The following is a 13,592-nucleotide window of genomic DNA, read 5'->3' on the forward strand; positions in this document are numbered from 1 at the left end:
ACGTTCATCCACTCGCCCCGTTCAATCGCAGCCCGAATCTGCGCCGGTGTTTTGCCAAGCCTGGTCTGCTGATAGGCAAAGGCGGCTTCCTTCATGCAGGTGGAGCAGGCGGCTCCGTGGGTCCCTTCAAAACAGCTGTGCAGGCTGTTGTGCCCCATGGAACGGTCGCAATGGCAGTAGCAGGGAAGCTGGTGCAGTACTGGCGAGACCTTCGCGGCCATCTGATACGTCTTCACCTGATAGGGATGCGAGAAGTACTCGCCGGAGAGCTGCTGGCCGGCCATGATCGGCGGCAGTGCTCCCTTGGGCGGCGCCGCGTTGTATGCGGGAATGTCATTGGCAGGGTTAGACCATTGGGCGTAGGCGGCCAGGGTGAAAACGGCGATACCGATTACGGTCAGAACGCGCTTCTTCATAGGAAAGGTCGATCTCTGAGGGGTTAGACGGCAGGCAAAGAAAAAAGACGGCACGAACATTGCTGCTCGTGCCGGGAGGCCAGTGACGCAACTTGTTTCCGAACTATGGTTCGGATGAATCCTTTACTCCACGAGAATAGCACATCGTGGGCGTTACATTAGCTAGGACGCAAATTTAATATTGAAGTTGCGTCTACACTAAAAGAAAAGTTGCCGGCGAACGGAAAATAGAAATTGAGGCGGGCTCTCCTCCCCCCCCACTTCGGAAGGTAAGTAAGTTGAATTTTCGATTGGCGCTCTCCATCATCCTGGTCGTATCCGAGTTCCTGGCATCGGATATCTTCTATGTTCTCAATCCTTTAGGACCGGTTTGCTCCCGCTTCGCGACGAAATGGGACTACATTAATGAGCACTTTGTCGTTGCCGCCGGCATCTGGGCGCTGATCGCCCTGGTCACAACTTTTCTTACCAGCCCCCTCACCTGGCAGAACCTCCGGCGTTCGGACGAGATGCAGAAGGGATTTTTTTACGCCGGGCTTGTAGGAGTGGCGGTTGACGGAGTCGGATCCGCCTATCAGCGCTGGGTGGCTACCATTGATATGTCCGTTCACACATGGACGCGGTGGGGCCTGATCGTGAATGCCAGCCTTCGAACCCTGCTTTGGCTGGTTATTTATACCGGTATATCCATCGCCTTTGTTATCTGGGCGAGGAAGCGCGAAGCAGATTTCCTGGAATAGAACGGGAACCCGTTCCGGTTCCCCAAAAGGAGCCAACTTTCATTTGACAGGTAGTGATGTGCCTGTATCCTTGCACCAAACAAGGTGCAGCCGGGACTTGCCGGCTGCACCCGCCGCACTTCCCCGCAGCAGCAGGCGAGGCTAGCCAAAGATACGTTGCAATAACGGAAAGAGGCAGGCAATGGTCGTGACGGAGTTGGAATTCCTGGAAGCATGGATCCCCGAGCAGATGGCCCCCGGAACCGTCTTTGTCTTGGACGGAGAAGGGCGCTTCGGTTCAGAGGAAAACCCTTATTTTGCCGTTCTGGCCTGCCCCCGCTGTGGTTGCATGGGCCTGATCAAGCGGAGCCAGTATTTTGGCCTGGAGCCGATGATCTGCGGTGGAGATAGCTGCTCGGCCGAGTATTTCGTGGACGAAGACAACCACATTGCTTTCAGGCGATCACAATAACGCCTCTTAATTCCAACTCTCATTTCTTCGGCTAGAGCGTTTTCGCGGTTGCTGGGTATCCCAGAAGGAGCGAGCAGCGGCGTTTCCTTTGCGGAAAACGCCCATAGATGCAGAAGCCCTGTATCACACCCGCAGGGAAAATGGTCTAGCCCGGAGGCACGACGACATACGACAGGTTTCCATCGCGCTCAATCTGCAGCACCAGGGACTCGCGATTTGGGATCTGAGCCAGCTCCCGGCGTAGTGTCTCAACCGAAGTGACAGGCTTTCCGTTGACCGCATGAATCACGTCAYGCGGGCGCAGGTTGCTCTCGGCAACACGCAGAGCGCTCGATCGCGCAACAACCATTACCCCTTGAGGACTGCGGATCGGATTCCACTCATTCGGCGTATCGGGGTCAACAGTCACGCCAAAGATCTCCAGGCGGGGAATCAGGTTGCGTCCAAAACTGATGTCGGAGGTCAGGGAGCGGGCGCGGGAGCCAGCACGGTCTGGCTCGACCGTAAGATTTAGGGTCTTGTCGCCACGCGCGATTGTAATGGGAACCTGCTTCTTCGGCTCCAGTGCGGAGATCACCTGCGTGTAGTTGACGATCGAGGTGACCTTCTTGCCGTTCACTTCCTGCACAATATCGCCCGGAAGAATGCCGGCACGTTCCCCGCTGCCCGCTGGCCACACATCTTCCACCAGAACGCCCTGCGTCCCGGTCAGCCCCAATCCGCGCGTCAGGTCCCGTGACAGCGTATGTGTCGTAATCGAGAGCGTGGATCGGGTGACGTGGCCATTTTTCCGGATGGCGTTGAACACGGTGCGGGCTGTATCGGCGGGAATAGCCAGGGCAATGCCCTCATTGCCGCCGCTTTCCGAATAGATCAGGGTATTGATACCGAGAAGACGGCCTCGGACATCCACCAGAGGACCGCCGGAGTTACCGGGGTTTACTGCCGCATCCGTCTGAATCCATAGCCTGGGATCGTCCGGTGAGGACTGCCGGCGTACCGCGGAGACAATACCCATGGTGACCGAGCGTTCAAACCCGAAGGGGCTTCCGAAGGCAATCGCAACCTGGCCCTGGTGTGCCGGGGGGAGATGGGTGATATCCAGGAAGGCAAGCTCTTCACCCTCCGGAACATTAATCTTCAGGACCGCCAGATCGGTATCTTCATCCAGGCCGACACGGGTCGCGGGCAGAACTCGGAGTTTGCCTGAGACCATGCGAACCTCAGCACGCAGGTTGGCGCTTCCGGCGATGACGTGAGCATTGGTGAGAATGTAGCCATCGTCGGAGACCAGTACGCCGGATCCCTGAGCGGTGCCGGCTGTGACCAGACCTGTATCGGGCAAGCTGCTGTTGCTGTTATTTGCCGTTGGGTTGATCGGTGTGCTGTCCTCGTGATCGCCGACGTAGACCTGCGCTGTAATGCGCACGACAGTCGGCATGACCCGCGAGGAAAGTGCCTCAAGATCGTCGGAAAACTGCACCAGGGGCGACTTCGCGGCAAGGGCCTGCGCATGCGCCGTAGAAAAGGGCAACAGAAGAAAGATAGCCAGGGATGCGGTGGCTTTGCCGATAGGGTCCACGTTTTGCCGTAGTCCGCGGACCAGGCGGCGGTCTTTATCGGCGATTCGGGCGTTTTATAGTCGCCGCCAACCGCTACGAGCGTTTCGGCCGGATGGAAGGCCAGGGAAAAGATACCCGCCGTGGAGACTCCCTGAGCCATCGGAACTTCGATCTTGTCAGTGAACTCTCGACATGGTCTGCACGTGGCATTGTTCTCCTCGCGAAGTCGATAGACATAGGCATGTTCGGGAACGTCGCCGGCCCACCAGCGCGAGTACTTCCAAACGGATTCTTGTACAGCTTTGTTCAGAACCAAGAGGGTTGAGTTGCTGGCGGCGAAGCTGGAGGTTCCTCGATCCACTTCACGATTCGAAAGAGACATTTCAAGCTCCGGCTCGGCATCGTCGAGTGCACGAACTTCCAGCATGACGCTCTTACCGTCAATGGAATCTCCCATCACCCAGGCGTGATCGCTGGAATCACTGTAAAGTGCATCCCAAAACCCTTCGGGTTCCGTGTTCGTCATTGCCAGTTTCCAGTGTTTGCATCCATCGCTGGTTTTATAGATCCGCGATGCGTCTCCCTTACCGCTGGACATCACGATGGCAGTCTTGTCATCGAATGCCTGAATTCCACGGAAATCCAGCTTCTCCGCGTCCAGAGGAACAGCGCATGCCAGCCAGTGTTCACCGCCATCAACGGTGCGCAGTACCGTGCCATTCGTGCCGGAGGCCCATGCAACCATGTCGCTCACAGCGTGAATGCCACGGAAGCTGGCGGTGGAGTTGGATTGCTGCAGTGTGAACTGGGCCGAGGCCGTGGCTGTAAAAAGCGCGAGAGCGAGCGTGAGGCGCATGAGCCACGTTAGCAGCAGGTGTGGTCCGTCATCCAGCCGTTACTCATACCGCAGTGCCGCAACAGGGTCCAAGCGGCTGGCGCGCCAGGCGGGCAGAAGGCCCGAGACCAGACCTACAATCGCCAGAATGCCGAAGGAGATCAGCGCGATCATCAGGTTAGGCCGCAGAATGATGTCGCCTTCACTGTTGGCCGTCTTGTACATATCGGAATAAAGCGGCATGGGCGGGATGATGTGGGCGATAGCGATCGCGGCGAGCATCCCGAGGACGCCTGCAAGGAAGGTCAGCGTCAGGCTTTCGAGTAGAAACTGCGCGAGGATATCGCGCCGTCTGGCGCCGAGCGCTTTCTGCAGCCCGATCTCCCGCGTCCGCTCGGTTACAGAGACCAGCATGATGTTCATCACGCCGACGCCGCCAACGCCGAGTGTCATCGCTCCAATGATGCCCAGCAGCACTTCAAGCGCGGTGGAGAACTGCATAATCTCTCCCGAGTCTTCGATCGTGTCCCAAGTGGAGAATGCCTTATCGTCGGCCGGATTGAAGTGGTGACGCGAGGCAAGAATGGCACGAACAGCACTGGTCGCCTTCTTGTGCAGCTCTGGTGAGAGCGGCTGGTAGACCAGCGACGAAGGATCGCGTACGTTCTCCAGATCGCGCAGACTAAAGAAAGGGAGGAAGACGTTCTCGTTGTCGGGACCGTTGTTGGAGGAGTCCTGAATCTTGTTCCGTAGTACGCCAATTACGGTAAAGGTCTGTCCGTTCACCTGGACCGTCTGTCCAACTGGCGGGTATCCGTTGAAGAGCTTTTGTGCGGCATGTGGGCCGAAGATCGCGACCTTGCGGTGCTCCGTGAAATCGTCTGGGGTGAAGTACCGGCCCTCCTCCACCACCAACCTCCGCATGCCGTCATATGGAAGCTCGACGGCTTTGACCTGGATGTTGACCGCCTTCGCGTTCCACTTGAAGCTGTATGAGGTATCGTTCTCGACAGAAAAGGCGCGGATCAACGGCATCTGCTCACGAACCGCATCGGCGTCTTCTGCGGTGAGGTGAATCCGCTTGCCGGACCGTTCCCCGCCGGCCTGCATGGAGGTTTGGCCACCCCAACCCATGATGACGTTGTTGCCGATGCCGAGGAAGCCCATCAGCACGGTCTGTCCGAGAGCTGCTCCGTAGCTGATCAGCAGCACAACGGTCACCAGGCCCCAGGCAATTCCCAGCATGGTCAGGCCCGAACGCAGGCGGTTGCGCAGGAGCGACTGAATGGACTGCTGAACGGTTTCCTTGATCTGCATCATAGCGGCAAGCTCTGGATGCAGGGAGATACGCAGATCGGGGGAGAGGAGTTCCGCGAATCTGCGTACGGAATCAGATCAGGCAGTTACGGAATCAAACGACAGCGATGGGTACCGCTCGTCCGCGGTGATTAGCGATTCAATCGCATCTCGCGAGTCGATGGCTCCGCGCGCGCCTACCGCGGTGCAGTTCCGAGCCGCGGCGGCGCAGGCAAAATCGAGCTGCCGGGTCAGAGCCCAGCCCTGCAGCATGCCGTAGATAAAGCCTGCATGGAAGATGTCGCCGGCGCCGGTTGTGTCGACAGCATGGACCCGATAGGCAGGTCGGTAGCAGAAACTCTTTCCATCGAAGGCCAGCACGCCATCTGGCCCTAGGGTCGCGGCGGCCAGCGTGTTTCCATAGCGGCGCTGCATCTTCTGGAGTGCGGTCTCGAGGTCAGGCTCGTTCATCAGGCGGGAGGGGAAGTCGCGGCTGACGATCAGGTAGTCGATGTTGATCAGCAGATCGTCAATGCCCGGGAACTGAAGATCGAGATCGGCAATGACAGGAATGTTGGCCTCGCGAGCCCACTGTGCTGCCTGTGTGGCAGCGGCTGTGTCCTGCCCATCGACATGGAGGGCGCGGGCATCGGTGATCCACTCGCGGAGGAGCTCCTCGGGCTTCAGTGTCAGACGATCATCGCGACGTACGAGCACCGTGCGTTCACCACTGGGATCGACCAGGATGAGCGATTGCGGTGAGTGGGCGTCAGGTACGGTGACGATTCTGGTCTCGACGCCGGCATCGGCAAAAGCACGATGGTGCAGATCGGCTGCCTGGTCATCGCCCAGCTTGCCGACATAGCGGGTACTGAGTCCCCAGTTCTGGCATGCAACTACAGTGCTGGCGACCTGACCGCCGGGAAGAACGACGGAGTCGTGATATTCCACCTTGGAGCCAAATACAGGGAAGGTAGGAAGGGTTAGGACGGTGTCAGTAGCATTCAGGCCAACACCAACCAGGTCGACCTTCCGGGTACTCTCCATCCTTCTAGTGTAAACGCCGTTAGAGCATTTTCCTGTAGGTGTAGTGGAGGGCTTATGCATCTGTGGGCGTTTTCCTCAATGAAAACGCCGCTGCACACTCCTCCCGGGATACCAGTAACAGGAAAAATGCTCTAGTCGGTTCGGAGGCATTCCATCGGGCTCAACATCGCGGCCCGCCGGGCCGGGTAGGTGCCGGCGAACAAGGTTATCCCGGTAAGTGTCAGTAGAGAAAGCACGACCGCGATCGGCGAAATGACCGGATGTGGCACGAAATCCGGCATCGGGATATAGCGCATAACCACACAGACACCGGCTCCGAGAAAGAAACCGATGGTGCCGGAGACCATGGTAATAATGGCCGATTCGGCCAGAAACTGCCTATGGATATCGACGGCGCGGGCACCTAGAGCCTTGCGCACACCGATCTCCCGGGTCCGTTCCGTTACGGCCACCAGCATGATGTTCATCACCCCGATGCCGCCCAGCGCAAGGGTCAGCAGGGCGACGGCTCCCAGAAAGATGGTCATGACGCCGAAGATCCGGTCCACGAACTTCGCGCCCTCCAGGGTGTCCCACACCCAGAGAGCCTCCTTGTCGTCCGGATTGAAATGGTGGCGCTCCCCCAGGATGCGATAGACCTCTTTAACCGCAGCCTCATGCTTCTCGGGAGAGACCGGTTGGACGACGATATCGTTCAGCCAGCCCGGAAAGACTCCCTTGCGCGCCGGCGGGAAATCGCGCTCCATCGACGAGTAGGGGACAAAAAGCTGGGTGCCGTCACGGCCGGAGCCATACGAGCCGTTTTGCTTCTTTTTTTGCAGGATGCCGATCACCACGTAGGGATAGCCCGCGATGGAGATAATCTGTCCGACAGCCTGGTTGGAGCGAAAGAGCTGCTGCTTGGTGTCATCGCCAAGAAGGACCACACGCGCACCGTCGGCCTCGTCGCGTTCGGTCATCAGGCGGCCCTCTGAGACCTTGATGGAGCGGAAGGCCTGATACTCCGGCCATACACCGCGAACGGCACGGTTGGCGGCGTTGTATTGCGAGACCTCGTTGACGGTCCGGTTGATCTCTGGAGAGATATGCTGCACCAGCGCTGCCTGGTCCCGGATGGCGAGCGCGTCACCATACTCCAGCCGGATATCTCGTCCGGCAACGTAACCACCGGCCTGGGCTCCGGTCTTGCCGCCCCAGATGATGGCGATGTCTGTCCCCAAGCCCTTCATGCGCTCATGCTGGTCTTTGCTGAAGCCGATGCCTAACCCAACCAGCAGAATGACTGAGGTGATGCCCCACACGATCCCGAACATGGTGAGAAAGCTGCGAAGCTTGGTAGCCCACAGCGCGGCGAGCGTTTGCAGGAAGATCTCGCGAAGCGGCATGTCAGATAGGTACGATATCCATGGCTGGAAAGTTCCATCTGGAGCAGAATCAGAAATATGCATTGGACACGCAGGGAAGTGATGAAGCTGGGCACGTTGGCCCTTGCCGGGAAGAGTGTTGGACTGCAGGCAGAGGTACTGGATTGCAGGCCGAAGCCGGCAGACCGGAAGTTTACCTCGGAGGGCGTAGAGCGCTATATCGCCGAGACCGCGAAGCGGATCGCCGATCCGGAGCTACGGCAGCTCTTCATCAACTGCTTTCCCAACACGCTGGACACGACCGTCCAGCCGGGAACCGCGGACGGTAAGCCCGATACGGTAGTGCTGACCGGGGATATTCCCGCGATGTGGCTGCGGGACTCCTCCGCTCAGGTCTGGCCGTATGTTCCACTGGCAAAACAGGATGAGAAGCTGCGTGCGCTGCTCGAAGGTGTCATCCGCCGCCAGGCTCGCTGCCTTCTGATCGATCCCTACGCCAATGCCTTTATGGCGAACCTTGACGACCCGCCGCTGGAGTGGGGCCGTTCCGATCAGACTGAGATGAAACGCGGCGTGGGGGAGCGCAAGTATGAGCTCGACTCGTTGTGCTATCCCATCCGCCTCAGCTATGGCTACTGGAAGGCGACGGGAGATACGAAGCCATTCGATAGCGCGTGGACTGAAGCCATGCGCACCGTTGTCAGCACGATGCGGGTGCAGCAGCGCAAGAATGGCGATGGGCCATATACGTTCCTGCGAAAATCAGATCGCTCGACCGAGACATTGCCCAGAGCCGGCAAGGGCAACCCGATCAAGCCAGTGGGACTCATTTTTTCCGGCTTCCGCCCGAGCGATGATGCGTGCGTCTTCCCGTTCCTGGTTCCATCGAATCTCTTTGCTGTGACCTCGCTGCGTCAACTCGCCGAGATGATGAACACGGTCGTGCATGACAGCGCAACAGCGCAGGAGGCACAGAGCCTCGCCACCGAGGTCGAAGTTGCTCTGCGTCAATACGCGGTAGCGAAGCTCGACACCGGCACCATTTGGGCTTTTGAGGTGGATGGATTCGGCGGCCAGTTGCTGATGGATGATGCCAACGTGCCCAGCCTGCTGGCGCTGCCGTATCTCAACGCATCGCCGGATGCAGCGATGTACGCGCGCACGCGCGCTTTTGTGTGGAGCGAGCGCAATCCCTGGTTCTTTCGCGGATCGGCGGGTGAGGGAATCGGCGGGCCGCATATCGGCGACGACATGATCTGGCCGATGTCGCAAACCATCTATGCACTGACCAGTACAAAGAAGGAGGAGGCCGGACCTGCGCTGACGATGTTGAAGACGGCCGCCCGCGCGACTGGATTCATCCACGAGAGCTACCTCAAGAGCGATCCTGCGAAGTTCACCCGCTCCTGGTTTGCCTGGGCCAATACCTTGTTCGGCGAGATGGTGGCTCATATGGTCTACAACCATCCGGATTGGATCGCTTAGAGCATTCCCTGTTGCTGGGTAGTGTGCAGCGGCATTTTCATTGCGGAAAACGCCCATAGATGCGGAAGCCCTACATCACACCCGCAGGGAAATACTCTAGTTGCGATAGCATCTAAGAGGCGTGCCCGGATGGTGGAATCGGCAGACACAGCGGACTTAAAATCCGCAGTTGCGAAAGCGACGTGGGGGTTCAAGTCCCCCTCCGGGCACCAATGAATTTCTTTGGAAACGTTCCGTCCGTCCCAGCATTTCCCCTCCGCCCGCACCAACCTTTATCGTGGTTGACCAGGACAATGCGAGTCATTGGGCTTATCCTACCCCCGCAACCAATAGGAATCATCGGTACTATTTAGAGCATTTCTCCTGTTGCTGGGTATCCGGAGGAAGTGTGCAGCGGCGTTTTCATTGCGGAAAACGCCCATAGATGCATGAGCCCTGCACTACACCTACAGGAAAAATGCTCTAGCCCACGAAATGTGGGTTTTTTACTTTGTGACCGGGAAGCCATGCCATTCAGCTGTACGGCGGATAGCCTCTCTGAGACCCACAGACGGGTGTAAACCCAGTTCTCTTTGTGCCTTTGTGATTGCAGGGACATAGCGAAGGATGGGTGCGCCGGGGACGGGCACCTTAGCGACATCGATCGCGGTGGTTTGCCCTAGAGTAGCAACCATGGTTTGAGCCAGATCCAGGATAGATAAATCTTCGTCAGAACCTACGTTGTAGGCTTGACCGGCGGGGGCAACAAACAACATCTTCCAAAGCCATATAGCAAGGTCGGCGGCGTAGAGATATGACCTCATCGGCGTACCATCTCCACCAATGTGGATCTTTTTGCCCTGCATAATGTCGCCTAGAAAATTTCCAATGGCAAAATGCGCATCCAGCGGAAGGTGCGGGCCTACAAAAGCAAAGCAGCGCGCAATTTTGCATTCGAAGTTGCTGTGGGCAGCATGAAGGACGCACATCTGTTCAGAAATACGCTTCCCTTCGCCGTAGACCGATGCTGGGTCGACCGGATTGGGACCGCCCAAGTAGCTTTCCGGCACATGGGTTATTTCGGAAGGCTGCACGCCATAAACAGCACCGGAACTGGTGAGCAGGAACTTGCGAGCCTTGCTTGCCTCAGCAAATTCCAGGACACGGCGAGTGCCATCGACAATGGTAGTCAGCATTTCTAAAGGGCGCTCTTTTGCAAGGCTGGCGCTTGCCTCGGTTGCCGCGTGAAGGATGAATGGGAAGTCACCTGTCGGGAAATTAAAGGTGCGCACATCGCCAGCAATGAGTTGAATGGAGGAGTCCGATGCAATGTGCGGAGCCTTACCGGCGAATGCGACGGGATCGCGTGTGAGAACTGCTGCCTCTGCATTCAGGTTCAAGGCGCGGTTAGCCGTTATGAAGCTCTCAAGAAGCCAACAGCCGAAAAAACCTGTTCCTCCAGTGATGAAGATCTTCTGGTTACGGAGCTGCTCCCAGTCTGACCCCACTGCTTTCAGGATTAGCTCAAGGTCTCGAGCCGGTAAAGGCTTTGCAGGAGCTTGTATCGGTTTTTCCAGCAAGTCACGCCCACTTTCTGTTGAGAGCTACAGATGCAATGGTATCCGTTGGTCTGCACCCTTCGTCGCCACCGCCCATCTGCTGTCCGGGCCGTAGTTCATCTCATGCTAGGTTTAAGGAGTGAGCCAGCTGCGAATTCCACTTCTGCAAGGTACCGCTAAATGAAAAAAAAAGTTAGTGAATATCTGGCCGACTTTCTGGCCGACCGCGAGATTCGTCATGTCTTCGGCATCATCGGTGCCGGAAATGTACGATTGTTCGAAGCAATCGCGGCGCGCGGTTTCACTGAAATCGTTTGTGTTCATCATGAGCAGGCTGCCTGTATGGCGATGCAAACTTACTACCGTATCTCGGGAAAGATCACGGCCAGCCTCCTGACGACGGGCGCAGGCTCGACGAACGGGCTTACAGGCGTGGTGAGTGCCTGGGCGGATTCGATTCCTGGAATCGTAATCTCTGGCAACGAGGCGTCGAAGCACACGCACGTGGACAATCCGCTGCGCATGTGGGGCGTGCAAGGGTATGACAGCAGCGGTCTGGTGCGGAGCGTTTGTAAGCGGGTTTCGCGGCTGCAGCATCCGATGGATATTGGTGAAGAACTCTCCTCTGCGTTTGAGGTGGCGGGTTCCGGCCGTCCCGGTCCTTGCTGGCTCGATATCCCGATGGATCTACAGGACAAGTTGGTCGATCCGGAATTATTACCTGCACGGACGTTTGTGCCGGGTTATACCAGCAAGCCAGATCCTCTTCAGAAGTCGGTGGCAGCGACGCTGGACATGTTAAACCATGCGAAGCGTCCCCTTCTGTGGCTTGGACACGGAATTCGCCTGGCGGGGGGCGAAAGTCTCATTCARCCCCTGATTGAAAAATTGAATGTGCCTTCGCTTGTTTCATGGGCGGGAATCGACATGGTCGACTCCGACCACCCTCTGGTGTATGGGCGGGCGGGCGTGTACGGGCAGCGCTGTGCAAACTTTGTGTTGCAGAATGCGGATCTGGTTGTAGCGATTGGCACACGTCTGGCAGTGCCTCAGGTGGGGTACGACCTTACGGAATTCGTTCGCGCAGGCAAGCTGGTTCACGTGGATATCGATCCGACGGAATTGGCCAAGCTGGAAGGTCGCGTAGACCTCCCGATTTGCGCAGATGCACGGGAGTTTATTGCGGGTGTTTTGGCCCATCCAGAGGCTGGCAGATTACCGGACTATAGCGATTGGGTTGCAACGTGCAACTCGTATCGCCAGCAATATCCATGGGTGGATCGCAAACGCGAACACAAGGACGCGGAGGGTTACATCAACTCCTACTCCTTTATGGAAGAATTAAACCGATACTTCAAGGCGGATCAGATTGTTGCGACCGACATGGGAACCGCTCTTTTGAGCGGACACCAGGTTTTGAAGTTCAAACCGGGGCAACGCCTGGTGACATCCACCGGTTTGGGGGAGATGGGGTACGGTTTGCCTGCCGCACTGGGTGCATCCTTCGCGACCGACCGGGGTGAGGTGATGTGCCTGAATTGCGACGGCGGCATGATGATGAATCTGCAAGAGTTGCAGACAATGGCTCACCACAATCTGCCGATTAAGCTGTTCATCTTCAACAATGACGGTTATCTCATGATCAAGCACACCCAGAAAGCTTTCTATGGCCACGCGCGTGTGGGCACGGATAAAGCAAGCGGCGTGTCCTGTCCGGACTTCAGTAAGCTGGCTTGTGCATTCGGCTTCCCGGCCTATCAGATCAGGACATGGGATGATGTTGCGACCGTACTCCCGCAGGTGCAGGCGCATGATGGACCCGTCATCTGCGAAGTATTTATGGACCCCCAGCAGCCCTTCCTGCCTAAGCTCTCCCTGGCGAATCTTGGCAACGGTACGCTGATTTCGCCTCCGCTGGAAGACCTCTCACCATTTATTCCCCGTGACGAACTTGAGAAGAACATGATCGCGGGCGTTCACGACAAATCAAAGCAGATTGAGGTCGCTTGATTTCGATATCTTGCGGGCCACCAACCAACGAGGCAAACAATAGTTCTCGCAATCTGAGGGTGCAACTATGAGTTCCCGCGAAAAGGTTCGAGTCGCAATCCTGGGCAGTGGCAACATTGGAACCGATCTTTTGATTAAAATTCTTCGTTCGCCAAACCTCACCTGTTCGCTTTTCATCGGCCGCAATATAGGCTCGGCGGGCATGCGGAAAGCGAATGAACTTGGTGTGAAGATTTCGGATCAGGGCATCAAGGCAATTGAAGATGATCCTGACTGCTGCGACATCGTGGTGGATGCCACATCGGCGTTGGCACATCTGCAGCATTGGCCAATCCTGAAGTCGCTGGGTAAGTTTGTTATCGACATGACGCCATCGAAGATCGGCGAGATGTGCATACCGTCGATCAATCTTGACAGCATATCGGCGACACCGAATTTCAATATGATCACCTGCGGCGGACAGGCTTCCATTCCGATTGTGTATGCGATCTCTCAGGTCCAGAAAGAGATTGCGTATGTCGAAGTGGTTTCGCACATTGCTTCGCGGAGCGCAGGACCTGCCACTCGGATCAACCTGGATGAATACATCGACACGACGGAAGCGGCGATCAAGAGTTTTTCCGGCGTCAAGGCTGCGAAGGCAATTCTAACGTTGAACCCAGCAGTGCCGTGTGTCGACATGCAGACCAGCATTCTCGTGCAGGTAGCATCCCCAAATCTGGAGATCATTTCTCAGAGCATTGCAGCCATGGTAACGAAAGTACAGGAATATGTACCTGGCTACCGTCTGCTGGTGGGACCACTGATCGAAGACGGCCGAGTCGTTGTTACCGTGAAGGTGAATGGCC

At 57.2% G+C, this 13,592-nt stretch carries 11 protein-coding genes and 1 tRNA gene; 6 read left to right on the forward strand and 6 right to left on the reverse strand.

What is annotated here, in order from left to right; translation table 11 throughout:
- On the reverse strand, window positions 1-416 hold a 416-nt coding region (locus AB4043_RS03360), incomplete at its 3' end, for a CYCXC family (seleno)protein (RefSeq protein ID WP_442306502.1).
- Window positions 417-694: 278 nt separating this feature from the next.
- Between AB4043_RS03360 and AB4043_RS03365 the strand changes: the two genes are divergently transcribed.
- Window positions 695-1,156, forward strand: a complete 462-nt coding sequence (locus AB4043_RS03365; protein WP_442301801.1) for a hypothetical protein — start codon at window positions 695-697, stop codon at window positions 1,154-1,156.
- A gap of 181 nt (window positions 1,157-1,337) precedes the next feature.
- Window positions 1,338-1,607: a hypothetical protein gene (locus AB4043_RS03370; protein WP_147647584.1), complete on the forward strand. Its 270-nt coding sequence runs from the start codon at window positions 1,338-1,340 to the stop codon at window positions 1,605-1,607.
- 145 nt (window positions 1,608-1,752) lie between these two features.
- Here AB4043_RS03370 and AB4043_RS03375 read toward each other — a convergent pair whose 3' ends face one another.
- The 4 genes from AB4043_RS03375 to AB4043_RS03390 form a co-directional block, all read right to left on the reverse strand.
- Entirely contained in the window at window positions 1,753-3,189 is a 1,437-nt protein-coding gene (locus tag AB4043_RS03375; RefSeq protein ID WP_442306503.1) for a trypsin-like peptidase domain-containing protein, read from the reverse strand.
- Between the two features lie 875 nt (window positions 3,190-4,064).
- Window positions 4,065-5,324: an ABC transporter permease gene (locus AB4043_RS03380; protein ID WP_442301798.1), complete on the reverse strand. Its 1,260-nt coding sequence runs from the start codon at window positions 5,322-5,324 to the stop codon at window positions 4,065-4,067.
- A gap of 75 nt (window positions 5,325-5,399) precedes the next feature.
- On the reverse strand, window positions 5,400-6,347 hold the full coding sequence (locus AB4043_RS03385; protein WP_442301797.1) for a carbohydrate kinase family protein: 948 nt from the start codon (window positions 6,345-6,347) through the stop codon (window positions 5,400-5,402).
- A gap of 131 nt (window positions 6,348-6,478) precedes the next feature.
- Entirely contained in the window at window positions 6,479-7,732 is a 1,254-nt protein-coding gene (locus tag AB4043_RS03390; RefSeq protein ID WP_442301796.1) for an ABC transporter permease, read from the reverse strand.
- Window positions 7,733-7,789: 57 nt separating this feature from the next.
- Here AB4043_RS03390 and AB4043_RS03395 point away from each other — a divergent pair, with 57 nt between their 5' ends.
- Together AB4043_RS03395 and AB4043_RS03400 are read left to right on the forward strand one after the other, a co-directional pair.
- Window positions 7,790-9,196, forward strand: coding sequence for a glycoside hydrolase family 125 protein (locus tag AB4043_RS03395; protein ID WP_442301795.1), 1,407 nt, complete (start codon window positions 7,790-7,792; stop codon window positions 9,194-9,196).
- Between the two features lie 123 nt (window positions 9,197-9,319).
- Window positions 9,320-9,408 (forward strand) — tRNA-Leu (locus AB4043_RS03400).
- Between the two features lie 273 nt (window positions 9,409-9,681).
- Here the strand turns inward: AB4043_RS03400 and AB4043_RS03405 are convergent.
- A complete protein-coding gene (locus tag AB4043_RS03405; RefSeq protein WP_442301794.1) occupies window positions 9,682-10,755 on the reverse strand; it encodes an NAD-dependent epimerase/dehydratase family protein in 1,074 nt (357 codons plus the stop codon).
- A 159-nt stretch (window positions 10,756-10,914) separates the two neighbouring features.
- On the opposite strand from AB4043_RS03405, the gene AB4043_RS03410 reads away from it, so the two are divergent.
- The gene (locus tag AB4043_RS03410; protein WP_442301793.1) at window positions 10,915-12,744 is read left to right on the forward strand and encodes a thiamine pyrophosphate-binding protein; all 1,830 of its coding nucleotides are present in this window, start codon (window positions 10,915-10,917) and stop codon (window positions 12,742-12,744) included.
- Between the two features lie 67 nt (window positions 12,745-12,811).
- Window positions 12,812-13,592 (forward strand): acetaldehyde dehydrogenase (acetylating) (locus AB4043_RS03415; RefSeq protein WP_442306504.1); only part of this gene is annotated, 781 nt, incomplete at its 3' end.

Source organism: Terriglobus sp. YAF25, assembly GCF_052113305.1.
Taxonomy (GTDB): Bacteria; Acidobacteriota; Terriglobia; order Terriglobales; family Acidobacteriaceae; genus Terriglobus.